The following is a 22,795-nucleotide window of genomic DNA, read 5'->3' as shown; positions in this document are numbered from 1 at the left end:
ACGCCGGGAAAGACGGCTCAACGCACCTCGGCAAGCTGCTCCAGGATCGCAGGATTCTCGAGCGTCGACGTATCCTGCGTGATCGCCTCGCCCTTCGCCAGCGAACGCAGCAGACGCCGCATGATCTTGCCCGAGCGGGTCTTCGGCAGGTTGTCGCCGAAGCGGATGTCCTTCGGCTTCGCGATCGGTCCGATTTCCTTGCCCACCCAGTCGCGCAACACTTTCGCGAGCGCCGCCGCCTGTTCGCCCTCCGGGCGCGCGCGCTTGAGCACGACGAACGCGACGACCGCCTCGCCGGTGGTGTCGTCAGGCCGGCCGACCACCGCCGCCTCGGCAACCAGTTCGTGCGAGACGAGCGCCGATTCGATCTCCATCGTGCCGAGCCGGTGCCCCGAGACGTTCAGCACGTCGTCGATGCGGCCCATGATCGTGAAATAGCCGGTGTCCTTGTCGCGCACGGTGCCGTCGCCCGCGAGATAGAGCTTGCCGCCGAGTTCGTCGGGGTAATAGCTCTTGCGAAAGCGCTCCGGGTCACCCCAGATCGTGCGCGCCATCGACGGCCACGGCCGCTTGACGACGAGAATCCCGCCCTGGCCGTTTGGCACATCCTGGCCGGTCTCGTCGACGACGGCGGCCATGATGCCGGGCAGCGGCAGCGTGCACGAGCCGGGCACGGTCGGCGTCGCGCCGGGCAGCGGCGTGATCATGTGGCCGCCGGTCTCGGTCTGCCACCAAGTATCAACGACCGGGCAGCGCTCGCCGCCGACGTGCTTGTGATACCAGATCCACGCTTCCGGATTGATCGGCTCGCCGACGGTGCCGATGATCCGCAGGCTCGACAAGTCATAGCGCTTCGGATGCACCGCCTCGTCGGCTTCGGACGCCTTGATCAGCGAACGGATCGCGGTCGGCGCGGTATAGAACACGCTCACTTTATGCTCACCGATCATCTTCCAGAAGCGGCCGCTGTCCGGATAGGTCGGCACGCCCTCGAACACGACCTGCGTCGCGCCGATCGCGAGCGGCCCGTATGCGATATACGAATGGCCGGTGATCCAGCCGATATCGGCGGTGCACCAGAACACGTCGTCCGGCTTCCAGTCGAACGTCCATTTCATCGTCTGCGCGGCCCACAGCAGATAGCCGGCCGTGCTGTGCTGAATGCCCTTGGGCCGGCCGGTCGAGCCGGACGTATACAGGATGAAGAGCGGATGCTCGGCGCCGACCCATTCGGGCTCGCACGCGTCGGATTCGTTCGCGACGAGTTCGTGCATCCAGACGTCGCGGCTTTCATGCCAATCGACGTTGCCGCCCGTGCGACGGTAGACGATCACGCTCTTCACTGCATCGCAGCCGCCCATCGCCAGCGCCTCGTCGGCGATGTGCTTGAGCGGCAGCGTCTTGCCGCCGCGCAGTTGCTCGTCGGCGGTGACAAGCGCGGTCGCGCCGACGTCGACGATGCGCTCGTGCAGCGATTTCGCCGAAAAACCGCCGAACACGACCGAATGCGTCGCGCCGATCCGCGCACACGCCTGCATCGCAACGATGCCTTCGACCGACATCGGAATATAGATGACGACGCGGTCGCCTCGGCCGACGCCGCGCTTTTTCAGCGCATTCGCGAAACGGCAAACGCGCGCGAGCAAATCGGCATACGTGACGCGCGTGACGGCGCCGTCGTCGGCCTCGAAGATCACCGCGACACGATCACCGCGCCCTGCGGCGACATGCCGATCGAGGCAGTTGTACGATGCGTTCAGCTCTCCATCGCCGAACCATTGGTAAAACGGTGCGTTCGTCTCGTCGAGCACCATGCTGAACGGCTTGTGCCATTCGAGCGTCTCGCGCGCAAGACGCGCCCAAAATCCTTCGTAATCGCGCTCGGCCTCTTCGGCAAGCGCGCGATAAGCCACCATCCCCGAAATGGCCGCGGCCTTCTCGAGGGCCGCGGGCGGCGCGAACTGGCGGCGTTCGTGCAGAACCGATTCAATCACAGACATCGACTACCCCTTGATGATATGGACCCACTCACTACGTGCAGCGCGATTGAGCACGCCGTGCACGGCTGGCTGATGCGTGATGCGGCATGATGCGCGTGTCTCCTCAATGCCCGCCGCGGTTACCGGGCGGCGCAATGTTGCATCGCATCACGCCGCGCGGCCGTACTCACGATAGCCGCTCGAACTTACCCGTCACTTACGCGGCACGCGCGTCGGCAACGCTTTACGCTGGTTTGCACACGTTTCACAATGCTAGCTGAATTTGCGCTCCGGACTCCAATTGAATCGCTACGCCCTCTTTCTCATCGTGTCGATGCTGCTGGTCGGCAGCAACGTCGGCATCGGCAAATCGATCGTCGTATTCGTTCCCGTCGCCATTCTCGCCACCCTGCGCTTCGTGGTCGCGAACGCGGTGCTCTGGCCGCTGTTCAGCCCCGTCAAGATGCGCACCGTCAAGCGTGGCGAATGGCTGAACCTCTTTCTGCAAGCGTTCTTCGGCACCTTCATGTTCACGCTGCTGATGCTAAACGGCGTGCAGCGCACGAGCGCGGTCGCGGCAGGCGTCATCACGAGCACGATCCCCGCGGTCGTCGCGCTGTTCGCATGGCTGTTCCTGCGCGAAAAACCGGATGGACGCGCGCTCGTATCGATCGCGCTCGCGATCGTCGGCGTGGTGACGATCAATGTCGCCAACAGCGGCGCGGCCGAAGGCGGCGCGCCCGCGGGCTCGCTCGCGGGCAATCTGCTGATGCTCGGCGCGGTCTGCTGCGAATCGATCTACGTGATCCTGTCGCGGCGCCTCACGCAAACGCTCGCGCCCATCGACATCTGCGCCTACACCCACCTGTTCGGCCTGCTGCTGATGCTGCCGCTCGGCGCCGGCGCGCTGTGGCATTTCGATTACGCCAGCGTGCCGGCAGGCATCTGGGCGCTTGTCGTCTGGTACGGGCTGTCCGCGAGCATCTTCTCGTTCTGGCTGTGGATGAAAGGCATCCGCTACGTGCCGGGCAGCCTCGCGGGCGTGTTCAGCGCGGTGCTGCCGATCGCCGCCGCCGTCTACGGAATCGCATTCCTCGGCGAGCGCCCGACGCTCGCGCACGGCTTCGCGCTCGCGTGCGTCGTGGCGGGCATCGTGCTCGCGAGCCTGCGCGTGAGGCGCTCGCCGCGCGTGTCGCCCTGAGCGGCTGCGCAGCCGCCCCCCCCACCGAGCCAACGCGCCGGACCGGCGCCCAGCCCGTTCGAGCCCGCGTAGAGCCGGCCGTGAGCCGCCGTTGCAGCTATCCCCGCCCGGCGCACGCCACACGCGCCGCGCCGCCTCGATGCCGGCCGACGCGTTACAATAACGCGCTTTTTTCCAAAAAACGCTTCATATCCCCGCTTCGCTCGACCATGTCTGCCGCCCCAAACCACTCGCGCCCCGCTCCCCGCAAGATGCGTCCGCTGCCTGCCCTCATCTTCATGAGCCGCTGGCTGCAAGTGCCGCTGTATCTGGGCCTGATCGTCGCGCAAGCCGTCTATGTGTTCCTGTTCCTGAAAGAAGTCTGGCATCTGCTGACGCACGCGGCGGGGCTCGACGAAGTCAGCGTGATGCTCGCCGTGCTCGGCCTGATCGACGTCGTGATGATCTCGAATCTGCTCATCATGGTGATCGTCGGCGGATATGAAACTTTCGTGTCGCGCCTGGGCGTCGAGGGTCATCCGGACGAGCCCGAATGGCTCGATCACGTGAATGCGGGCGTGTTGAAGGTGAAGCTGTCGATGGCGCTCATCAGCATCTCGTCGATCCATCTGCTGAAGACCTTCATCAATCCGGACCAGCACACCCAGCACGCCATCATGTGGCAAGTAGTGATCCATGCGGCCTTCCTCGTGTCGGCACTCGTGATGGCGTGGGTCGACCGCCTGACGACGCACACGCATCCGCAGCACTTCCACGAGGAGGCTGCCCTGCATCCGGCGCAGCTGCGCGAGCCGGCGCAATGAACCGCGGCCAGCCGGCCTGAATCGATTCCCATAGTCCCCATAGAGTCCCAGCCATGACCGTCATCAAACAGGAAGACCTGATCCAGAGCATTGCGGATTCGCTGCAATACATCAGCTACTACCATCCGCTCGACTACATCCAGGCACTCGGCCGCGCGTATGAACTCGAGCAGAGCCCTGCCGCGAAGGACGCGATCGCGCAAATCCTGACGAACAGCCGCATGTGCGCGGAAGGCCGCCGCCCGATCTGCCAGGACACCGGCATCGTCACGATCTTCGTGAAGGTCGGCATGGACGTGCACTGGGCCAGCGAAACCGGCAGCGCGACAATGAGCGTCACCGACATGATCAACGAAGGCGTGCGCCGCGGCTACACGCATCCGGACAACGTGCTACGTGCGTCGATCGTCAACCCGCCCGAGGGCGCGCGCAAGAATACGAAGGACAACACGCCGGCTGTGATCCACTACGAGATCGTGCCGGGCGACAAGGTCGACGTGCAGGTCGCGGCAAAAGGCGGCGGCTCGGAGAACAAATCGAAATTCGTGATGCTGAATCCGTCGGATTCGATCGTCGACTGGGTGCTGAAGACCGTGCCGACGATGGGCGCGGGGTGGTGCCCGCCGGGGATGCTCGGCATTGGCATCGGCGGCACGGCCGAGAAGGCGATGCTGATGGCCAAGGAATCGCTGATGGAGCCGATCGACATTCAGGAGATCATCGCTCGCGGCCCGAAGGACTGGATCGAGGAACTGCGCGTCGAGTTGCACGAGAAGGTCAACGCGCTCGGCATCGGCGCGCAGGGTCTGGGCGGCCTCGCAACCGTGCTCGACGTGAAAATCACGGCCGCGCCGACGCACGCGGCATCCAAGCCTGTCGCGATGATTCCGAACTGCGCGGCAACGCGCCACGCGCACTTCGTGCTCGACGGCTCCGGCGCGGCGAAGCTCGAAGCGCCATCGCTCGACGCATGGCCGAAGGTGCACTGGGAGCCGAACACCGAAACCAGCAAGCGCGTCGATCTGAACACGCTGACGCCGCAGGAGGTCGCCTCGTGGAAGCCGGGCCAGACGCTGCTGCTGTCCGGCAAGATGCTCACGGGCCGCGACGCCGCTCACAAGCGAATCGCCGACATGCTGGCCGCCGGCGAAAAGCTGCCCGTCGATTTCAAGAACCGCGTGATCTACTACGTCGGGCCGGTTGATCCGGTGCGCGACGAAGTGGTCGGCCCGGCAGGCCCCACGACAGCCACGCGCATGGACAAGTTCACCGAAATGATGCTGTCGCAAACGGGCTTGATCTCGATGGTCGGCAAAGCCGAACGCGGGCCGGTCGCGATCGATGCGATCAAGAAACACCGCGCCGCGTATCTGATGGCGGTCGGCGGCGCCGCGTATCTCGTATCGAAGGCGATTCGCGATGCAAAGGTGCTCGCATTCGAGGATCTCGGCATGGAGGCGATCTACGAATTCGACGTGCAGGACATGCCGGTGACCGTCGCAGTCGATTCGCAAGGCACGTCGGTCCATCAAACCGGGCCGAAGGAATGGCAAGCAAAGATCGGCAAGATTCCTGTCGCCACCGTGTAAATAGGAATGATTTTCAGGCCGGATTTCAATCCGGCCTTTTTGATTTCGCGGATTCGCAGTTTTCTTCGGAGATCAAACGAATCCGCGCTTGGCATTTCGTAAGCGAGCGTTTATCGTTCAGAAATTCCAGCCCCACAGCATCATAAGGAACCGTCATGCAAGGCGATAAGAAGGTCATTGAATATCTGAACGCCCAGTTGAAAAACGAGCTCACCGCGATCAATCAGTATTTCCTGCATGCGCGGATGTACAAGCACTGGGGTCTCGAGAAACTCGGCAAGCATGAATACGACGAATCGATCGGCGAGATGAAGCATGCCGACTGGCTGATCGAACGCATCTTCATGCTCGACGGATTGCCCAACCTGCAGGATCTGCACAAGCTGCTCGTCGGCGAGGAAACCGAGGAAATCCTGAACTGCGACCTGAAGCTCGAACAGATCTCGCAAAACACCTGCAAGGAAGCGATCGCTTATTGCGAATCGGTACGTGATTACGTATCGCGCGAAATTTTCGAGAAGATCCTCGACGATACCGAAGAGCATATCGATTGGCTCGAAACGCAAATCGACCTGATTGGCAAGGTCGGGCTGCAAAATTACCAGCAGTCGATGATGGACGCGGCGTCGTAATTTCGCGCCCTGCGCGTTGCGCGCGAATCTGCACGCACCATCCAACGCCCGCATGACGATCACACCCGATTCCGGCCCTTCGCGCGCGCACGCGCCGATCGGCATTTTCGACTCAGGGCTCGGCGGCCTGTCGGTGCTGCGCGCAGTACATGCGCGCCTGCCCGGCGAGGCACTCGTCTATGTCGCGGATTCACGCCACGCGCCCTATGGCCCGCGCGACGACGCGTTCATCGTCGAGCGCACGCTCGCAATCGGCGAATGGCTCGTCGCGCAAGGTGCCAAGGCGCTCGTCGTCGCGTGCAATACCGCAACCGCGCAATCGATCGCAGTCGTTCGCGAGCAATTGGCGATTCCGCTCGTCGGAGTCGAACCCGGCATCAAGCCGGCGGCCCTCCAGTCGAAAACGCGCATCGCGGGCGTGATCGCCACCCAGGCGACGCTGCGCAGCGCGCGCTTTCGCGCGCTGCTCGAACGTCACTCCGCCGGCTGCCGCTTTATCTGCCAAGCGGGCCACGGCCTTGTCGAGGCCGTCGAACGCGGCGATACCGGCTCGCCCGAACTGCGCGCACTGCTCGCCGGCTACCTCCAGCCGATGGTCGACGCAGGCGCCGACACACTCGTGCTCGGCTGCACGCATTACCCTTTCCTCGACGCGGCAATTCGCGACGTCACCGCGAATCGCCTGCGCCTCGTCGATACGGGCGACGCGATCGCCCGCCAGCTTGAACGGATCGTCGACGAACGCGGGCTGCGCGCGCCGGCCTCCGGTCACACCGCCGCGCCGCCACGTTTTTGCTCGACGAGCGATGGCCGCCAGTTGCAGTTGCTGGCCGCAACGCTGCTTGGAATCGACGCACCGGTCGAATCCGTCACCATTTCTTCTCCAAACGCGGCCGCGCTGGCCATGCACCCGGCCTGAGGCAGCCTCGGCCGGCCTGCTTTGCCCGCGCTTGCCGGGGCCGACTTATCGGTCGGCCGTGAAAGCGGCCTAGCCCGCCCAAGCACCTGGTTTTGTTACAAAAAAGCGGAAGCCGCGCTTGCCAACACGCACAAATATAATGATAATAATTCGCATTACCGTTAGCTATCGCGCTCCATCATGATCGTCTGCGTGTGCAAGTCTGTTTCCGACCGGAAGATTCGCGCATCCCTTGCGGAGGGCGTGAGTACGTTCGAAGAACTCCAGTTCGAACTCGGGGTCGCCACTTGTTGTGGCAAGTGTGAGGAAACCGTGCGCGATCTGATGGCGGAACAGGGCGTCTGCGCGAGTCTCTGCGGAGTCGAGCGCCCCGCGGCCGTGCCCGTTCCCGTTACGTTTTACGAACGCAAGGCGGCTTGAGCCGGATGCCCTGATCGCACGCGGCGCACGTTGCCGCTCTTGTTGTTTTACCCGCCCGTCAGCAAGCCTTTCTGCGCGCGAGCCAACGGCCTACCTGTGAAGGAGCCCGTCATGGAATTGCTGATCGGATTCGTGACTACCGTGTGTATCTCTTTGCTGATCTTCCGCAAATAGAGCCGTATACCACGCGGCGCGGTGTCACACGCGCCGCCGCATTAACAAGCTAACATGCAGGCTTCGAATTCCATACAGGCCTTATCCGAGCCGGCCGCGTCCCGTATGAACCCCCGTGTCATCGCCGCTGCTGTGGCAGTGCTTGCCGGACATGCCATCCTGCTGACCGGCGCACTGCTGCTGCGCAACGACGTGCCGCAACCGCCGCTCGAGTCGAAAGCAATCACGGCAGAACTGTTGAGCGCGCCGGTCGCGCAGCCGGCCGGCGTGCAATCGGTCGCCACGCCCGCACCGCCGAAGCCTGTCCAAAAACCTGAGCAGAAAAACAAGCCGAAGACGGCTCCCGAGCGTCCCGTCGTGAAGCCGAGCCCGACGCCTTTACCCGTATCGCACGAGCCCTCGCAGAACGCGATCGCCGCGCCGCAGCCCGCACCGCCCGCCCCCGCGGCCCCCGCCGAACCCAGTGCAAAGGAAGCACCCGCCGCGGCCGCGCCAAGCCCCCGCCCGACGATGGAAATCGCGACGCCAAAGGAAGGCGCGCACCTGACGTGCCAGATCGCGCAGGCCGACTATCCATCACTGTCGAGGCGGCGCGGCGAAACGGGCGTCGTGAAGGTTCGCTTCGTAGTCGGCCTGACGGGCAAGATCGAAAGTGCGCAAGTCGTCCAGAGCAGCGGTTTTCCGCGTCTCGACGACGCAGCGCTCGAAGCCATCCGGTCGTCGCCGTGCCAGCCGTATCTGCAGAACGGGCAGCCGATGCGCGCTGCCTATACGCAGCCGTACAACTTCACACTGGACGACTGATTCATTTCAATTCTTCCTGGAATAGCAACAACAAGGAACAGCAATGCAAAGCTACGGTATCGCACACGTCTGGGCGCAAGGAGATTTCGTCACGCGCTTCATCGCGATCGCGCTCCTCGTGATGTCGATCTTGTCATGGATGGTGATCGTCATCAAAGGCTGGAACGTGGTACGCCTGAAGCGGCTCACGAAGGACGCCGAACGCTCGTTCTGGCACTCGGACGATTTCGACGAAGGCGTGAAGAAGCTCGGCCATGTGACATCGGCGCCGCACGACAATCCGTTTCTCGCGCTCGCGCTGTCGGGCAAGGAAGCCGCTGACCATCATCATCAGACGCAGCCGCATCTGCACGACCGAATGGACGTATCCGACTGGATCACGCGCTGCCTGAAAGACACGATGGACGAAGGCATCGCGCGAATGCAAAGCGGCCTCGCGATCCTCGCATCGATCGGCAGCACCGCGCCGTTCGTCGGCCTGTTCGGCACCGTCTGGGGGATTTATCACGCGCTGCTCGTCATCGGCGCGACGGGCCAGACGTCGATCGATCAGGTTGCAGGCCCGGTCGGCGAATCGTTGATCATGACCGCGTTCGGCCTGTTCGTCGCGATTCCCGCCGTGCTCGGCTACAACGCGCTCACGCGCTCGAACAAGGCGATCGTGAGCCGTCTGCGCCGCTTCGCGCACGGCTTGCACGCATACTTCGTGACGGGTGCGCGCCTTGCTTCGTCGTCGCCGCGCGACGGGCTGCGCCTCGCGACGCGCGCGAACTGAGTGGAGACGGCCGATGGCAATGAATTCCACCAGCTTCGGCGACGATGACGACGATGATCTGATGAACGAGATCAACATGACGCCGCTCGTCGATGTGATGCTCGTACTCCTGATCATTTTCCTCGTCACCATTCCGGCGATGCACCATGCGGTCAAAATCGATTTGCCACGCGCGAGCAGCCAGCCGGTCGACGTGAAGCCGCAAACGATCGACGTCGCGATCGAAAGCGACGGTACGGTTCTATGGGACGATCGCCCGGTAAATCCGGCAGACCTGCAAACACGCATCGCGCAGGCCGCTCAGGCGAGCCCGCAACCGGAGTTGCACTTGCGCGCGGATCGCAAGGTCGCCTATGAGCGCGTGGCGGAAGTGATGTCAGCGGCGCAGGCGGGAGGCTTGACGAAGCTCGGTTTCGTTACCGAACCGAAATCGAAGTAAGCCGCCCACACAAGGCGGCGCGCCGTTTCATCGTTCGTGCCGCGCATCGCGGATGCGATAAAGTAAAAGGCCTTCATCGCCAGATGAAGGCCTTTTTTCATGCGCACGCTGGCGCCTTCGGGCGGCGGGCCCGACGGGTATGCACTACCCGTCGCGGCAACGCAATGCGACTTGCCGTGGTCTGCACGGACTCGCGCAGTCTGCCCTATCTGGCTCGCAACATATGCAGCCACCATGTTTCGCTCGGCAGATCCCTCACGAAATCGGGATTCCAATATAGGACGCTCAGCGCGCGCATTCAAGCCATCCTCGATTGAAACTAGCGATTGCGTCACGCCCATCCAATGAAAAAACCGATGCTGACGCTGCCGGCCAATTCGTCAGAGCGAAATGGCCTTCTTTTCCGCCTCGTTCGCGGAGTACGTCGGGCAGGGTTCTGTTTCGTACTGCTTGTTATCCAGCTTTTCGACAAGATAGTCGACAAATGCCCGCACGGCAGGTGGCATCCCTTGCCGCGACACGAACACCGCATAAAGCTGCGGAACGGGTAGCGTCCATCCCGGCATCACGGGCGACAATTGACCGGCATGCAACGCGCTGCCGTACATCGATTCGGGTAACGCCGCGATCCCGACCCCGTCGAGCACAGCTTCGCGGATCGAGATCAGATCGGCCGTCACGAGGCGCGGTTCATGTTCATGGAGATGGCGCGAGCCGTCCGGCGCGATCAGATTGAACACGTGGCGGCCATCGCCCGATGGGGTATCGAGCGTATCGAATCCCACCAGATCGGCGGGCGTGAGCGGCGGCGCATTCTGTTGCAGCAAGCTCGGCGCACCAACCAGCATCTGCTCAGTGCGCAACAACGGCCGCACGATGATGTTCGCGCTTTGCGGCGGCTCGGAGCGCACACGCAACGCAACATCGACGGCATCCTCGAACAGGTCAATCACGCGATTCGTCACGCGAATCTGCACGCGCACTTCAGGGTAGCGGCGCAGAAATTCCGGCAGCAAACGCGACAGTATGGTGAGCGACACCGTGACGGGCACGCTCACGCGCACCGTACCGCGCGGCGCCGAGCGCAGTTGCTGCACCGCATTCATCGCGGCCTGCGCTTCCGCGAGCATTGCCTGGCAGTGCTGGTAAAACAGCTCGCCCGCTTCGGTAAGCGCGAGCTTGCGCGTCGAGCGCTGCAACAAGCGCACGCCGAGCGTCGCTTCAAGTTCGGTCAAACGTCGCGACAAGCGCGATTTCGAAATGCCGAGCACGCGCTCGGCAGCCGAAAAGCCGCCATGCTCGACTACCTGAGAGAAGTACATCAGGTCGTTCAGGTTATGCGCATCGATATTCATTTCATCGTTCCAATTGCACAACGATCCATTGCGAATCCGGCAGATTTATTGGGCAAATCGCTCAATATAATAGCTCTACGTTTCAAAAATGACGGTATTTCACCGAACTCCAATGCCTATTGCACGCACAATTCAACGCACCTGCCCATCCCTTCGCACGACAGAAGGCGGCGGCTTCGTGGTGCATCGGCCCTTTCCCACCCGTTTGTTGACGGATTTCGACCCATTCCTGCTGCTCGACGAAATGGGGCCGATCGACTACGCACCTGGGGAGGCGAAAGGCGCTCCCGATCATCCGCATCGCGGCTTCGAAACCGTCACCTACGTGCTTGACGGCCAGCTTGTCCATCGCGATTCGACCGGTCATACAAGCACGCTTGGCTTGGGCGACGTTCAATGGATGACGGCGGGAGCAGGCGTCATCCACAGCGAGATGCCAAGCGCCGAATTCATGCGCACTGGCGGCCGCATGCACATTTTTCAGCTGTGGGTGAATCTGCCACGCCGGGACAAGATGATTGCACCGCGCTACCAAGACGTGCCTGCCGCACGCATTCCATGCGCGTCGTCCGCTGATGGCCGCGTGAAGGTCAAGATCATCGTAGGCGAGGCCTTCGGCGCACGCGCCGCGATCGAAACGCGCACGCCGATTCTCTATCAACACTTCACGCTCGAGCCCCGCGCCGTTGCCGAGCAGCCGATTCCGGCCGGTTTTCGTGTGTTTGCGTACCCGATCTCGGGCACTGGCCTGTACGGCCCGGACAAGACGGTAATCGACGCCCGCCATATGATTGCCTATGCGGAAGATGGCGACACCGTTACCTTTGCCGCCGGCGACGCGCCGCTCGAATTGCTGTTGATCGGCGGCGTACCGCTCAATGAACCGGTCGTCCGATACGGCCCGTTCGTCATGAACACCGAGGAGGAGATCCGCAAGGCTGTCGCCGATTACCAAAGCGGCCGCATGGGCCATATTGCCGGCTGACGCTCAGCAGCCATCTCCATCGCGCCGAATCGGCCAATCAAACCGGCTCGGCTCCTACCGTGCATCAAGCCTTGGCGGCGGATTTGCGTCACAATAAGCCCCTAGTTTTGCTCCCCGCCAACGGGGCGCTCCACCAAAGGAATCCGCCGCTTTGAATTTCGAACATCTCGTCCAAATCAACGCCTTCGGCAATCCCAACATGCCGACGCTAACCCGCGCCCAGCTTTGGGAAGGGCTTGTGCTGCGCGCCGAACAGCCGCAACTTTTCGTGATCGGGCTCGATCGCTGCATCGTCCACGAACGAAACGAAACGACGCTCGAGCGTGAGCTTCACTTCGGCAAAGCGACGATCCGCGATCGCGTGACGCTCATACCGAACGTGCAGGTCCGTTATGACATCCATGCCGCCGACGGTGAAATCGGCGGCTCGCTGACGATGACGATCGAAGAGCGTGACGATCAGGAGCTGTTCCTTCGCTTCGAGTATCAAACCACGCTAACCGTCAACAACGATAGCGAAGATGCTCGTCAAACCCAGGAAATCGTGAAGGAAGCTTATCGCGCATCCGATATCGACACGGTTCGTCTGATCCGTGAATTCGCGCACGGCCGCAAGGACCCCGATCCGTTGCACTGATCGCGCCGGGCGGCGCACGAGCGTCGCCCTTCTCGTCCTTTCTCTTTGTCGCTGCCTATCGGCATTCGATATTCAATCGATAAAGATATTTGTAAATGGGAATGGTTATCATTTAGAATTCATTCCATCGAATCGCAACTGACCGATTGACTGAATGATCGAAGCCATGCGCCCAAACACGCTCACATTGCGCCGCACCGGCAGTGCCGGATCCGGCAGCCGCACGCAAACGGCAACCATATCGCCTGCGGATTCCGCGAAGGCTGAACCGGCCGCGACTGCCCAAGCCGGTCAACGCATCGTCAGCAGCGATTCGCTGCTGCAAGGCCAAAGCCACGTGAGCATCGCGCACAACGGCGAAACTTACCAACTCCGAGCGACCCGCTTGGGCAAACTGATCCTGACGAAGTAACGACCGAGTATTGTGGGGACCACCTCCTCGAGAGGTGTTCGGCATTAGCCAGCCACGACGGCTTGCACGCGAGTCTAGACCCCTTCGTGCAAACCTATTCAAGCAGCCGTCGCAGTAAGCCAAGCCACTTTTTTGGTTCTCACCACGCAAAAGAAAAAAGCGACGCAGCCGATGGCGCGTCGCTTTTTTTCATGTCGTCGAAAACCAGGCGTCGACGCAACAGCCGGGAAAATGCGCGCCAGCGCGTCAAAATCCCCAAAACATCAACCACCATGCACTGTCGATCACCGCAAGCGCCGCCGCAAACCACAGCATCGCGAACAGCCTGCGCACCACGGCGGCATAGCGCCCCGTCACCTGCCAAGCAAGCCACGCGCTCCACAGATTCGCGCCGATAAGAATCGCAATCCGAACATCCGACGCCCAACCGAGCGGCACATGCTCGGCACGCAACAACGATAGTGTCGTCGCCGACAGGCCGAGGAACACACCCGCGCCAGCGAGCGGAATCAACGCCTGTGCGAGATGATGCAGCCGCACGCGCTCGAAGCGGCCGAGCATCGCAACCGCACCGGCGAGCAAAAGCGCGAGTACGGTGCCATACCCAAGCCCCGTGCCGACGATATACGCGATCACGAGCGAGCCATCGAGCCACGAGAACACATCGTTGTGCTCGGGATAATGCGTGAAAATGAACCACGGCGCGTTGGTGTCGAGCGGCCACATCACGTCGCGGTCAATCAGCCAGCTCGCAATGGCTTGCTTGATCTGCACGAACCATGGGCTCACAGTCCAATGGAATGCACCGATGGCAATGCCGAGCAAGCCGTAAAGAATGAGCGCCGTATCCCAGCCGCTCGCCTGCTTGTCGCCCAGCGCGACGACCTCTTCTGACGACGAGCGCAGCGTCAGTTCGATCGCGTCGCGATGACCGCTGCAACGGCCGCACATATGGCACGCCGCCGCGCCCTTCATGTTTCGCAACGGCACGAGCGGCGCGCAATTGATCGGGATCACGCGGTGGCCGTGCTCGCCCTGCTTGTACGAACGTCGCCACGCATCCTCGTCGACCCGGTAGCGCAGCGGCGCAAGACGCGCGAGCAGTCCGAACACGCCGTTGACTGGGCACAGATAGCGGCACCAGACGCGCTTCTCGCGCCCATACAGCAAGCCGATCACGATGGCGGCCAGTGTCGAGCCGCCGAGCACGAGCAGCACGGCGCGCGGATATTGATAGACGCTCACCATCTGACCGTAAATCGTCGTGAGCCCGAACGCGACAAACGGCCAGCCGCCCCAGCGCATCCAGCGCGGAATCGCACGGCCTCGGCCGAACTTGCTCGCGAACTCCGCAAGCGCTCCTTCCGGGCACAGCACGCCGCACCATACACGGCCGAGCATCACCATCGACAGCAGCACGAACGGCCACCAAATGCCCCAGAACACGAATTGCGCGGCCAGCGTCAGGTTGCTCCACAGGTGCGCGGTATCGTCCGGCAGCGGCGTAAACGCCGGCACCAGAATCAGGAATGCGTAAACCGCCACCACGGCCCATTGGATGCCGCGAATCAGCGCGCCGTGCCGCTGCATCCAATGGCCGGCTTCCGCGATCAAGCCGCTGCGACGCGGGCCGACGACAGTGCTCATGCCGTCCGCCCCGCCGTTGCCGCCGGTTGCTTCGTCGCGCGCTTGAGCAACAGATAGACAACCAGCCAATAGAGCGCGTAAGCAACCACGTTCATCAACGCCGGATGCGCTCGATAACCGGTCAGCGTCGCCACGAGCGAGCCGAACGTGCTCGAATCATCGAGAATCGCGGACGTATCCCACAGTTGCGCGACGCCAAGCGGCAGGATTTCCTTGTCGATCAGCTTGTCGATGCCCGTCTGGAACAGGCCCGCGCCGAGAAACAGCAGCATGATCTCGGTGACGCGGAAAAAGTGCCGCCACGAAAAATACTTGCCGCCCAATTGCAGCAAATAGAACGTCAGGAACGCGAGCCCCAGGCCGATCAGCACGGCAAGCATCTGGCTCGCACCGACATGCCCCGATTGGCCGAAGCCAAGCCCGTACAGGAAAATGGCCGTCTCGCTTCCCTCACGCCCGATCGCCAGCGCGACGAGCACGGCAACGCTCCACCAATTCGCGCTCTGCGTGCTCTGTTGCAGCGAGCGCTCCATATCGCGCTTCAACGTGCGCCCGTGCTGCTTCATCCACAGCACCATCTGTACGATCAGCACGCACGCGATCAGCACCATCGCCGTCTGAAAATAGTCCTGTGCATCGCCCGACAGCACCTCGGTAAAACCGACGAGCGCGGCGCCAAGCCCCACCGCCATCAGCAGGCCGGCGGCGACGCCTGCCCATAGATACGGCAAGCCGCGGCGCGCATCGTCGCCGCTGTTTTTCAGCCATGCGTAGAGAATACCGACGACGAGCAATGCCTCGACGCTCTCCCGCCAGACGACGAACAAGATCTGACCCATTGTTGCCTCCATCCGTGCGCCGAACGGCTTGCCCGTGCGGCGGACGTAAAACATCACTTCACTTCGCGACGATCAAGCCTTGCGCCTGCTGGTGAAAATCGTCGAAAAACTTGTATTCGCCCGGCGACAGCGGCGCGATCACGACGAACGATTCGCCGCCCGGCGCCAACACCTTCTCCTTGCGCAACTGAACGCTCTCGAATTCGGCCGCACTCTTGCCCGTATTGCGAATCTCGATCTTGATACGCTGGCCGGCCGGCACCTCGATACGCGCCGGATTGAGCTTGCCGTCCGCCATCTCGAGCTTGAAGGTCGGCAGATCGGCCGCTTGCGCGGCGCCCGCGACAATGAATGCGGCCGCGAACGCAAATGCTTTGGGGAATCTCATCGTATTTCTCTTAAAAGACGGCGCGCTCGCCGCGCGCCATCCTGCTGCCCGCACTGACGGCTATCAGTAGCCGCCCTTCTTGCCGATGCCGGCGAACGGGAAATCGTATTCCAGCGTGATCGGCTTGAACCACGGGCCGACGCCGGTTTCCTTGTCGACGTGGCGACCGAACGCCATATGCCCCGTCTGCATCGGCGGCCTCACGACGAGCGTCAGGTGATACTTGCCCGGACCATTCAACTTCACGTTGTCGCCGTAATGCGGCCCGTCGCTCGCGACCATCGCCATCAGATCGCCTTCCGATTTCCATTTCGCGTCGCCCTGCTTCGTCAGCTTGTACGTAACTTGCAGATACGGCATCCAGTCGCCCTCGGCAAAGCCCGTCGGGTTGTTCTTGACCGCGTGGATGTCGGCTTCCAAATGGATGTCCGAATCCGACGCCTTGCGCATCATTCCTTCCGGGTCCATCGTGATCGGCTGCAAATACACCGCGCCGATCTCCATACCGCCCTGAATCTGGTGCTTGCCGATCGGATACTCGGCCGCCGACGCGCCCAGCGCGACGCACGTGGCCGCCACCGCAACACCGCCGCGGATAAACGAAGAACGCAACATCATTGAAACTCCTTGTTTTTATCGTGACACCTGCTCTGCGCCGCCCCCGCCATCTCGCTGGAAGACGAAAAGACGATGAAGAACGTTAATGCGAACCATTCTCAATAATGTTGCAAGTTTAGCACCGAACCGTAGTTGAAACAAATTGAAAGGCGGCTAAATCCTTGATACGACAAGGCTTACAAACGAAATCCGGCAGCAGAAATCCAGCCGAGCGGCGCAAAATCGCCGCCCGTCTATTCGGCTCCGTTCACGTGATCGCCGACGTTCGCACCGAACACCCGCTCGCGCAGCAGCGCAAGCTGATCGCGCGCCTGCGCGGCTTTCTCGAACTCGAGGTTTTTCGCATAATCGGCCATTTGCTTCTCAAGCCGCTTGATTTCCTTCGCGATCTGCTTGTCGGACATGTCCTCGAGCTTCGCGCGCTGCTGCGCCTCCTTCAGCTCCGCACGCGCTTCATCCGCGTTATAGACGCCGTCGATGATGTCCTTGATCCGCTTGACCACGCCGCGCGGCGTAATGCCATGCTCTTCGTTGTAAGCGATCTGCTTGGCGCGGCGCCGCTCGGTTTCGTCGATCGCGCGGCGCATCGAATCGGTGATCGTGTCCGCATAGAGGATCGCCTTGCCGTTCACATTGCGCGCCGCGCGGCCGATCGTCTGGATCAGCGAGCGCTCGGCGCGCAAGAAGCCCTCCTTGTCCGCATCGAAGATCGCGACTAGCGACACTTCCGGAATATCAAGCCCCTCGCGCAGCAGGTTGATCCCGACCAGCACGTCGAACGTGCCAAGCCGCAGATCACGAATGATTTCCACCCGCTCGACGGTATCGATGTCGCTGTGCAGATAGCGGACCTTGACGCCGTGATCAGCCAGAAATTCGGTCAGCTGCTCGGCCATCCGCTTTGTCAGCACGGTGATCAGCACGCGCTCGTCGGCACTCACGCGCGCATGGATCTCGGCGAGCACATCGTCGACCTGCGAACTCGCCGGCCGCACCTCGATCTCCGGATCGACCAGCCCGGTCGGCCGCACAACCTGCTCGGCGACCTGTCCCGACACGCGCTTCTCGTAATCGGCCGGCGTCGCCGACACGAATACCACTTGGCGCATCTTGCGCTCGAATTCGGGAAACTTCAGCGGCCGGTTGTCGAGCGCGGACGGCAGCCGGAACCCATAATCGACGAGATTCTCCTTGCGCGCGCGGTCGCCGTTGTACATTCCGTTCAACTGGCCGATCAGCACATGCGATTCGTCCAGGAACATCAGCGCGTCGGGCGGCAGGTAATCGACGAGCGTCGGCGGCGGCTCGCCGGGCGCCGCCCCCGAAAAGTGCCGAGAATAATTCTCGATGCCCTTGCAGAAGCCGAGTTCCTGCAGCATCTCGAGATCAAAGCGGGTTCGTTGCTCGAGCCGCTGCGCCTCGACGAGCTTGTTTTCGCGATGAAAGAACTCGAGCCGCTCACGCAGCTCGGCCTTGATCGTCTCGACCGCGCGCATCACGGTGTCACGCGGCGTCACATAATGCGACGACGGATAGACCGTAAAGCGCGCAATCTTCTGCCGCACGCGGCCCGTCAGCGGATCGAACAGATTCAACGTGTCGATCTCGTCGTCGAACAGCTCGACGCGCACCGCCATTTCCGCGTGCTCGGCTGGGAAGATATCGATCGTGTCGCCGCGCACGCGGAACGTACCGCGCTGGAAATCCTGTTCGTTGCGCGTGTACTGCATCGCGATCAACCGCGCGATCACGTCGCGCTGGCCAATCCTGTCGCCCGTGCGCAGCGTCAGGATCATCTGATGATATTCGGACGGATTGCCGATACCGTAAATCGCCGATACCGTCGCGACGATCACCACGTCGCGCCGCTCCATGAGGCTTTTCGTCGCCGACAGCCGCATCTGCTCGATGTGCTCGTTGACCGACGAATCCTTCTCGATGAACAGGTCGCGCTGCGGCACATACGCTTCCGGCTGGTAATAATCGTAGTACGACACGAAATACTCGACCGCGTTGCGCGGGAAGAATTCGCGGAACTCCGAGTAAAGCTGCGCGGCAAGCGTCTTGTTCGGCGCGAATACGATCGCCGGACGCCCGAGCCGCGCAATCGTATTGGCCATCGTGAACGTCTTGCCCGAACCCGTCACGCCGAGCAGCGTCTGGAACGACAGACCGTCCTCGATGCCTTCGACCAGCGTCGCGATCGCGCTCGGCTGATCGCCCGACGGCGCATAGGGCTGATAGAGCTGGAACGGGGATTCGTCGAACGTCACGAATTTCGATTCGTCGAGAGTGTCGCGGGCGTCGGAATGATGTTCGGACATGGGAGAAGGCGGGCAGCGGGCCGAAACGGAGCAAACGATCATTCTAGCGCTTCGACGTCAGGCCGGCTCCTCTTCCGACGGCTCGCGAGCACCGGCCAGCGCGCCAAAAAATCGCGTGCGCGCCCGTAACATTGGCTAAATGACGGCGTCGAATTCGCTACAATGATGCGTTGCCGCGCTTTATCCCTTTTGCGCCGGCCGCGTCATCCGCCGGGTTGCGCCACGAGTCGGCCAGCCCGCGCCGGCGTTGCGCAACCGACCCTCTTTTCACAACTGCTGCGAATCCATCATGTCGCTCTTCTCCGCTGTCGCCCTTGCCCCCCGTGACCCGATCCTCGGCCTGAACGAAGCCTTCAACGCCGATACGCGCTCGACCAAAGTAAATCTGGGCGTCGGTGTCTACACGAATGAGGAAGGCAAGATTCCGCTGCTGCGCGCGGTGCGCGACGCGGAAAAGGCGCGCGTCGAAGCGGGTCTGCCGCGCGGCTATCTGCCGATCGACGGGATCGCCGCTTATGACGCCGCGGTCCAAAAGCTGCTGCTCGGCGACAACTCCCCCGTCATCGCGGCGGGCCGGGTCGTAACGGCACAGGCGCTCGGCGGCACCGGAGCGCTGAAGATCGGTGCGGATTTCCTGCGCATGCTGAACCCGAAAGCCAAGGTCGCCATCAGCGATCCGAGCTGGGAAAACCATCGCGCGCTGTTCGAAACGGCGGGCTTTGAAGTCGTCGCCTATCCGTACTACGATGCGAAAACCAACGGCGTCAACTTCGACGGCATGTTGTCCGCGCTGAACAGCTACGAGCCGGGCACGATCGTCGTACTGCACGCGTGCTGCCATAATCCCACCGGCGTCGACCTGAGCGACGTGCAATGGGCGCAGGTGGTCGAAGCCGTGAAGATCCGCCAGCTCGTGCCGTTCCTCGACATCGCATACCAAGGTTTTGGCGAGAACGTGGACGCCGACGCGGCTGCAGTGCGTCTCTTCGCGCAGGCGGATCTGAACGTGTTCGTGTCGTCGTCGTTCTCGAAGTCGTTTTCGCTGTATGGCGAGCGCATCGGGGCGCTGTCGATCATTACCGGCAGCAACGACGAATCCGCCCGCGTGCTGTCGCAATTGAAGCGCGTCATCCGCACCAACTATTCGAACCCGCCGACCCACGGCGCCGCGCTCGTCTCGGCAGTGTTTGCATCGCCCGAGTTGCGCGCCGCGTGGCTAGAAGAACTGGGCGAGATGCGCGACCGTATCCGCGCGATGCGCAACGGTCTCGTCGAACGGCTGAAGGCGGCGAACGTCGACCGCGATTTCAGCTTTATCAATGCGCAACGCGGGATGTTCTCGTATTCGGGGCTGACGGCCGCGCAGGTGGACCGTCTGCGCGAAGAGTTCGGCATCTATGCGGTCAGCACCGGCCGCATTTGCGTCGCCGCGTTGAACACGCGCAATATCGACGTCGTCGCCAACGCAATCGCTGCCGTCCTGAAGTAAATCGGCCAGGCAGCCGCCATACCGTCACATCGTCGCGGCCGCCTTGGGCTGAAACAAAAACGCGCTCCTTTGAGAGCGCGTTTTTTCATCGGAATCTTTTCGTCATGCTCAGCTATCGTCACGGTTTTCACGCCGGCAATCATGCGGACGTCCTCAAGCACGCTGTCGTCGTTCAATTGCTGCGTCATTTGAACAAGAAAGATAAATCGTATTGGTACATCGATACACATGCCGGAGCGGGCGTCTACTCGCTCACCGACGGCTATGCGGCAAAAACCGCCGAATTCAGCACGGGCATCGAGAAAATCTGGAACGCAACGGATCTGCCCGACGCGCTCGCCGACTATGTCGACGAAGTCCGAGCACTGAACAGCGACGGCGAGATGCGTTACTACCCCGGCTCGCCCTATCTTGCATGGCGACTGATGCGCGAGCAGGACCGGATGCGTCTGTTCGAGCTGCACAGCACCGAAATCGACGTGCTGCGCCATAATTTCCGGGACGCCGGACGACGCGCAATGATTTACTCGGGCGACGGTTTCGACGGCATCAAAGCGTTGCTGCCTCCGCCGCCACGCCGCGCACTGGTGCTCATCGATCCGTCATACGAGGACAAACGCGATTATGCAAAAACGCTCATGTGCGTCGAGGAAAGCCTGAAGCGATTCGCGACAGGCTGTTACGCGATCTGGTATCCGCAAGTAAGCCGCACCGAATCACAACGCTTCCCCGATCAACTAAAGCGTCTGCAGGCAAGCAACTGGCTGCATCTCAGCTTGACCGTGAGCCGCCCGCCAACGGACGGCTACGGACTCTTCGGCAGCGGCATGTTCGTTCTGAACCCGCCATATACGCTGATCAATACGATGAAAGAAGCGCTGCCCTATCTGGTTGAGGTTCTTGGACAGGACGCAGACGCCACCTTCAGGATCGAACATCGCGGCAATTGAGCCACCGGCATGGTGGAGTTATAGCTAGTCGCGCGGCTGCAGCACCGGTGCGGTGTATGGCGCCGGAGCACCCGGCACTTCGATGTACGGAATGATGACCATCGGTGTTGTCACCGCCGGCGGCAGCGCCATTATCGAGGCCGGCCGCGCCGACTCCACGATCGGTGCGCTCGACAGCGGCGCATTTCGCAACACGACGCCGCTCTGGCCGTCATGAATTCCGCTTTGCGTATCGAGGATCAAAGGCGCGCCACCGCTTGCTCCGGCAAAGGCCGGCGACATCGCGAGGCTGCATAGCGCGACACTGCTCAGCGCAACGCAAAGTGATCGATGGGCGAATCTCATCAAGTAATCCCAAGATTTATTTCAGATCCGCTGCGCAAACATCCCTTACAAGATATCGGTATCGGTCTGCTGGATCGGAAGATTTCAGCCTACAAAAAGATAAAGCCCCGAGTCAATCTGCTCGGGGCTTTCATCGCGCACAATCGCAATAGCGCTGCCGTGCGGATTTACAGAATCGAGTAACCGTTGGTTTCCAGCGAGCGGATACGTTGCTCGAGTTGAACGATATCGCTCGACGAAGCCAAGTAGGCTTCGCGACGCTCGCGTTCCGCAGTTTCAAACCAGTTGCTCAGTTTTTCAATGATGTAGGCAAACATGTTGGTTCTCCAAGGAAGATTGAGACCCCTGGAAATCGAAATCAGGGATATCCCGCATAGGGTTAACCCCATTATAACTTGGATGCACCAACACGCCAGTGAAATGCTCGAATACAGAGCATGCCGATTTGGAATAGTTCAGGGCCACGCCTTTCAAGTGCATGATTCTTATGCGATTTTTGCTTCTAGAATAGGTGACCACGACATCGGACGCGCTATTTCGATGCACAACATGGATCTGCCAGGCGCTCCAAAATAGGGCATTCGGGACGCTCGTCTCCGTGGCAATGGGCGGCGAGGTTCGCAAGCGTATTGCGCATGTCGGTCAGCTCGGCAATCCGCTCGTCCAGTTCGGCTACGTGCTCAAGAGCGATTGCCTTGACTTCCGCGCTCGCCCTCGATCGGTCTTGCCAAAGTGCGAGCAACTTTCTAATGTCATCGACTAGAAAACCAAGACGTCTTGCCTGTCGAATAAAGCGAAGCGAATGAATATCTTCGTCGTGGTAAATGCGATATCCGGCGTCGGTTCGCTTCGCCGGATTGAGAAGCCCCACACTTTCGTAATAGCGGATCATCTTCGCACTGACGCCCGATACTTTCGCCGCTTCCCCGATGTTCACTGATTGCCCCCGACAAAATCGACACGACCGATGTTAACGCCAAAGACGCTATATCGCAGCGCGTTGCGAGAGGGAGGGGGATGAGAGGGGTTTGTGGGGTTAGAAAGCAAAAACCCCCGCTGGTTAGGCGGGGG

Annotated in this window: 24 protein-coding genes; 14 read left to right on the top strand and 10 right to left on the bottom strand. The window is 61.6% G+C overall.

Annotated features, from left to right (window positions below; genetic code table 11):
- Positions 1 to 17 precede the first annotated feature (17 nt).
- Complete coding sequence (gene acs / locus WS68_RS19370; RefSeq protein WP_059572289.1) at positions 18 to 2,000, bottom strand: acetate--CoA ligase; 1,983 nt, start codon at positions 1,998 to 2,000, stop codon at positions 18 to 20.
- 280 nt (positions 2,001 to 2,280) lie between these two features.
- On the opposite strand from acs, the gene WS68_RS19365 reads away from it, so the two are divergent.
- From WS68_RS19365 to WS68_RS19325, 9 genes are all read left to right on the top strand, one after another.
- A complete protein-coding gene (locus WS68_RS19365; RefSeq protein ID WP_059572288.1) occupies positions 2,281 to 3,180 on the top strand; it encodes a DMT family transporter in 900 nt (299 codons plus the stop codon).
- A 209-nt stretch (positions 3,181 to 3,389) separates the two neighbouring features.
- Positions 3,390 to 3,983 (top strand): TIGR00645 family protein, encoded by a 594-nt coding sequence (locus tag WS68_RS19360; protein ID WP_059572287.1) that lies wholly within the window; start codon positions 3,390 to 3,392, stop codon positions 3,981 to 3,983.
- A 53-nt stretch (positions 3,984 to 4,036) separates the two neighbouring features.
- Positions 4,037 to 5,572 (top strand): fumarate hydratase, encoded by a 1,536-nt coding sequence (locus tag WS68_RS19355; RefSeq protein WP_059572286.1) that lies wholly within the window; start codon positions 4,037 to 4,039, stop codon positions 5,570 to 5,572.
- A 155-nt stretch (positions 5,573 to 5,727) separates the two neighbouring features.
- Positions 5,728 to 6,204 (top strand): bacterioferritin, encoded by a 477-nt coding sequence (bfr, locus tag WS68_RS19350; RefSeq protein ID WP_059518704.1) that lies wholly within the window; start codon positions 5,728 to 5,730, stop codon positions 6,202 to 6,204.
- A 52-nt stretch (positions 6,205 to 6,256) separates the two neighbouring features.
- Complete coding sequence (gene murI, locus WS68_RS19345; RefSeq protein ID WP_059572296.1) at positions 6,257 to 7,123, top strand: glutamate racemase; 867 nt, start codon at positions 6,257 to 6,259, stop codon at positions 7,121 to 7,123.
- A 180-nt stretch (positions 7,124 to 7,303) separates the two neighbouring features.
- Positions 7,304 to 7,543: a (2Fe-2S)-binding protein gene (locus WS68_RS19340; protein WP_059572285.1), complete on the top strand. Its 240-nt coding sequence runs from the start codon at positions 7,304 to 7,306 to the stop codon at positions 7,541 to 7,543.
- Between the two features lie 228 nt (positions 7,544 to 7,771).
- On the top strand, positions 7,772 to 8,521 hold the full coding sequence (locus WS68_RS19335; RefSeq protein ID WP_059572284.1) for an energy transducer TonB: 750 nt from the start codon (positions 7,772 to 7,774) through the stop codon (positions 8,519 to 8,521).
- Between the two features lie 43 nt (positions 8,522 to 8,564).
- Complete coding sequence (locus WS68_RS19330) at positions 8,565 to 9,296, top strand: MotA/TolQ/ExbB proton channel family protein (RefSeq protein ID WP_059572283.1); 732 nt, start codon at positions 8,565 to 8,567, stop codon at positions 9,294 to 9,296.
- A 13-nt stretch (positions 9,297 to 9,309) separates the two neighbouring features.
- The gene (locus WS68_RS19325) at positions 9,310 to 9,735 is read left to right on the top strand and encodes an ExbD/TolR family protein (RefSeq protein WP_059572282.1); all 426 of its coding nucleotides are present in this window, start codon (positions 9,310 to 9,312) and stop codon (positions 9,733 to 9,735) included.
- A gap of 380 nt (positions 9,736 to 10,115) precedes the next feature.
- Here the strand turns inward: WS68_RS19325 and WS68_RS19320 are convergent, their stop codons facing one another.
- Entirely contained in the window at positions 10,116 to 11,090 is a 975-nt protein-coding gene (locus WS68_RS19320) for a LysR family transcriptional regulator (RefSeq protein WP_059572281.1), read from the bottom strand.
- Between the two features lie 112 nt (positions 11,091 to 11,202).
- Here WS68_RS19320 and WS68_RS19315 point away from each other — a divergent pair, with 112 nt between their 5' ends.
- The 3 genes from WS68_RS19315 to hemP all read left to right on the top strand — a co-directional run bounded on the left by WS68_RS19315 (position 11,203) and on the right by hemP (position 13,124).
- Positions 11,203 to 12,075: a pirin family protein gene (locus tag WS68_RS19315; protein ID WP_059572280.1), complete on the top strand. Its 873-nt coding sequence runs from the start codon at positions 11,203 to 11,205 to the stop codon at positions 12,073 to 12,075.
- A gap of 151 nt (positions 12,076 to 12,226) precedes the next feature.
- Positions 12,227 to 12,712: an SRPBCC family protein gene (locus WS68_RS19310; RefSeq protein WP_059572279.1), complete on the top strand. Its 486-nt coding sequence runs from the start codon at positions 12,227 to 12,229 to the stop codon at positions 12,710 to 12,712.
- A gap of 154 nt (positions 12,713 to 12,866) precedes the next feature.
- Positions 12,867 to 13,124: a hemin uptake protein HemP gene (gene hemP / locus WS68_RS19305; protein WP_059572278.1), complete on the top strand. Its 258-nt coding sequence runs from the start codon at positions 12,867 to 12,869 to the stop codon at positions 13,122 to 13,124.
- A 246-nt stretch (positions 13,125 to 13,370) separates the two neighbouring features.
- Here the strand turns inward: hemP and WS68_RS19300 are convergent, their stop codons facing one another.
- The 5 genes from WS68_RS19300 to uvrB form a co-directional block, all read right to left on the bottom strand.
- Entirely contained in the window at positions 13,371 to 14,771 is a 1,401-nt protein-coding gene (locus WS68_RS19300) for a 4Fe-4S binding protein (protein WP_059572277.1), read from the bottom strand.
- The gene (locus WS68_RS19295) at positions 14,768 to 15,610 is read right to left on the bottom strand and encodes an FTR1 family iron permease (RefSeq protein ID WP_059572295.1); all 843 of its coding nucleotides are present in this window, start codon (positions 15,608 to 15,610) and stop codon (positions 14,768 to 14,770) included. Before WS68_RS19295 ends, WS68_RS19300 begins: the two co-directional genes overlap by 4 nt.
- Positions 15,611 to 15,668: 58 nt before the next feature.
- Entirely contained in the window at positions 15,669 to 15,998 is a 330-nt protein-coding gene (locus tag WS68_RS19290) for a cupredoxin domain-containing protein (RefSeq protein WP_059572276.1), read from the bottom strand.
- Positions 15,999 to 16,061: 63 nt separating this feature from the next.
- The gene (locus tag WS68_RS19285) at positions 16,062 to 16,613 is read right to left on the bottom strand and encodes an iron transporter (RefSeq protein WP_059572275.1); all 552 of its coding nucleotides are present in this window, start codon (positions 16,611 to 16,613) and stop codon (positions 16,062 to 16,064) included.
- Positions 16,614 to 16,849: 236 nt separating this feature from the next.
- Complete coding sequence (gene uvrB, locus WS68_RS19280; RefSeq protein WP_059572274.1) at positions 16,850 to 18,940, bottom strand: excinuclease ABC subunit UvrB; 2,091 nt, start codon at positions 18,938 to 18,940, stop codon at positions 16,850 to 16,852.
- Positions 18,941 to 19,229: 289 nt separating this feature from the next.
- On the opposite strand from uvrB, the gene WS68_RS19275 reads away from it, so the two are divergent.
- A complete protein-coding gene (locus tag WS68_RS19275) occupies positions 19,230 to 20,429 on the top strand; it encodes an amino acid aminotransferase (protein WP_059572273.1) in 1,200 nt (399 codons plus the stop codon).
- 104 nt (positions 20,430 to 20,533) lie between these two features.
- A complete protein-coding gene (locus WS68_RS19270) occupies positions 20,534 to 21,379 on the top strand; it encodes a 23S rRNA (adenine(2030)-N(6))-methyltransferase RlmJ (RefSeq protein WP_059572272.1) in 846 nt (281 codons plus the stop codon).
- A gap of 24 nt (positions 21,380 to 21,403) precedes the next feature.
- On the opposite strand, the gene WS68_RS29040 is transcribed toward WS68_RS19270, so the two are convergent.
- The 3 genes from WS68_RS29040 to cueR all read right to left on the bottom strand — a co-directional run bounded on the left by WS68_RS29040 (position 21,404) and on the right by cueR (position 22,661).
- On the bottom strand, positions 21,404 to 21,724 hold the full coding sequence (locus WS68_RS29040) for a hypothetical protein (protein ID WP_082710166.1): 321 nt from the start codon (positions 21,722 to 21,724) through the stop codon (positions 21,404 to 21,406).
- Between the two features lie 167 nt (positions 21,725 to 21,891).
- On the bottom strand, positions 21,892 to 22,041 hold the full coding sequence (locus tag WS68_RS26560) for a DUF3563 family protein (protein WP_082710165.1): 150 nt from the start codon (positions 22,039 to 22,041) through the stop codon (positions 21,892 to 21,894).
- Between the two features lie 215 nt (positions 22,042 to 22,256).
- Positions 22,257 to 22,661 (bottom strand): Cu(I)-responsive transcriptional regulator, encoded by a 405-nt coding sequence (cueR, locus tag WS68_RS19260; RefSeq protein ID WP_059572271.1) that lies wholly within the window; start codon positions 22,659 to 22,661, stop codon positions 22,257 to 22,259.
- Positions 22,662 to 22,795 lie beyond the last annotated feature (134 nt).

Origin of the sequence: Burkholderia sp. TSV86 (assembly GCF_001522865.1) — a bacterium.
Lineage (GTDB): Bacteria > Pseudomonadota > Gammaproteobacteria > Burkholderiales > Burkholderiaceae > Burkholderia.
Note: the sequence above shows the minus strand (reverse complement) of the source record. Positions and strands in the feature narration are given on the sequence as shown.

What these genes read in the sequence shown, in the direction of transcription:
- WS68_RS26560 (WP_082710165.1), bottom strand. Translation starts at nt 22,041, where the DNA reads ATGTTTGCCTACATCATTGAAAAACTGAGCAACTGGTTTGAAACTGCG.
- WS68_RS19360 (WP_059572287.1), top strand. Translation starts at nt 3,390, where the DNA reads ATGTCTGCCGCCCCAAACCACTCGCGCCCCGCTCCCCGCAAGATGCGT.
- WS68_RS19325 (WP_059572282.1), top strand. Translation starts at nt 9,310, where the DNA reads ATGGCAATGAATTCCACCAGCTTCGGCGACGATGACGACGATGATCTG.
- WS68_RS19340 (WP_059572285.1), top strand. Translation starts at nt 7,304, where the DNA reads ATGATCGTCTGCGTGTGCAAGTCTGTTTCCGACCGGAAGATTCGCGCA.
- WS68_RS19270 (WP_059572272.1), top strand. Translation starts at nt 20,534, where the DNA reads ATGCTCAGCTATCGTCACGGTTTTCACGCCGGCAATCATGCGGACGTC.
- WS68_RS19315 (WP_059572280.1), top strand. Translation starts at nt 11,203, where the DNA reads ATGCCTATTGCACGCACAATTCAACGCACCTGCCCATCCCTTCGCACG.
- acs (WP_059572289.1), bottom strand. Translation starts at nt 2,000, where the DNA reads ATGTCTGTGATTGAATCGGTTCTGCACGAACGCCGCCAGTTCGCGCCG.
- WS68_RS19335 (WP_059572284.1), top strand. Translation starts at nt 7,772, where the DNA reads ATGCAGGCTTCGAATTCCATACAGGCCTTATCCGAGCCGGCCGCGTCC.
- WS68_RS19290 (WP_059572276.1), bottom strand. Translation starts at nt 15,998, where the DNA reads ATGAGATTCCCCAAAGCATTTGCGTTCGCGGCCGCATTCATTGTCGCG.
- WS68_RS19330 (WP_059572283.1), top strand. Translation starts at nt 8,565, where the DNA reads ATGCAAAGCTACGGTATCGCACACGTCTGGGCGCAAGGAGATTTCGTC.
- WS68_RS19320 (WP_059572281.1), bottom strand. Translation starts at nt 11,090, where the DNA reads ATGAATATCGATGCGCATAACCTGAACGACCTGATGTACTTCTCTCAG.
- WS68_RS29040 (WP_082710166.1), bottom strand. Translation starts at nt 21,724, where the DNA reads ATGAGATTCGCCCATCGATCACTTTGCGTTGCGCTGAGCAGTGTCGCG.
- WS68_RS19300 (WP_059572277.1), bottom strand. Translation starts at nt 14,771, where the DNA reads ATGAGCACTGTCGTCGGCCCGCGTCGCAGCGGCTTGATCGCGGAAGCC.
- WS68_RS19285 (WP_059572275.1), bottom strand. Translation starts at nt 16,613, where the DNA reads ATGTTGCGTTCTTCGTTTATCCGCGGCGGTGTTGCGGTGGCGGCCACG.
- WS68_RS19275 (WP_059572273.1), top strand. Translation starts at nt 19,230, where the DNA reads ATGTCGCTCTTCTCCGCTGTCGCCCTTGCCCCCCGTGACCCGATCCTC.
- uvrB (WP_059572274.1), bottom strand. Translation starts at nt 18,940, where the DNA reads ATGTCCGAACATCATTCCGACGCCCGCGACACTCTCGACGAATCGAAA.
- murI (WP_059572296.1), top strand. Translation starts at nt 6,257, where the DNA reads ATGACGATCACACCCGATTCCGGCCCTTCGCGCGCGCACGCGCCGATC.
- WS68_RS19355 (WP_059572286.1), top strand. Translation starts at nt 4,037, where the DNA reads ATGACCGTCATCAAACAGGAAGACCTGATCCAGAGCATTGCGGATTCG.
- bfr (WP_059518704.1), top strand. Translation starts at nt 5,728, where the DNA reads ATGCAAGGCGATAAGAAGGTCATTGAATATCTGAACGCCCAGTTGAAA.
- WS68_RS19295 (WP_059572295.1), bottom strand. Translation starts at nt 15,610, where the DNA reads ATGGGTCAGATCTTGTTCGTCGTCTGGCGGGAGAGCGTCGAGGCATTG.
- hemP (WP_059572278.1), top strand. Translation starts at nt 12,867, where the DNA reads ATGATCGAAGCCATGCGCCCAAACACGCTCACATTGCGCCGCACCGGC.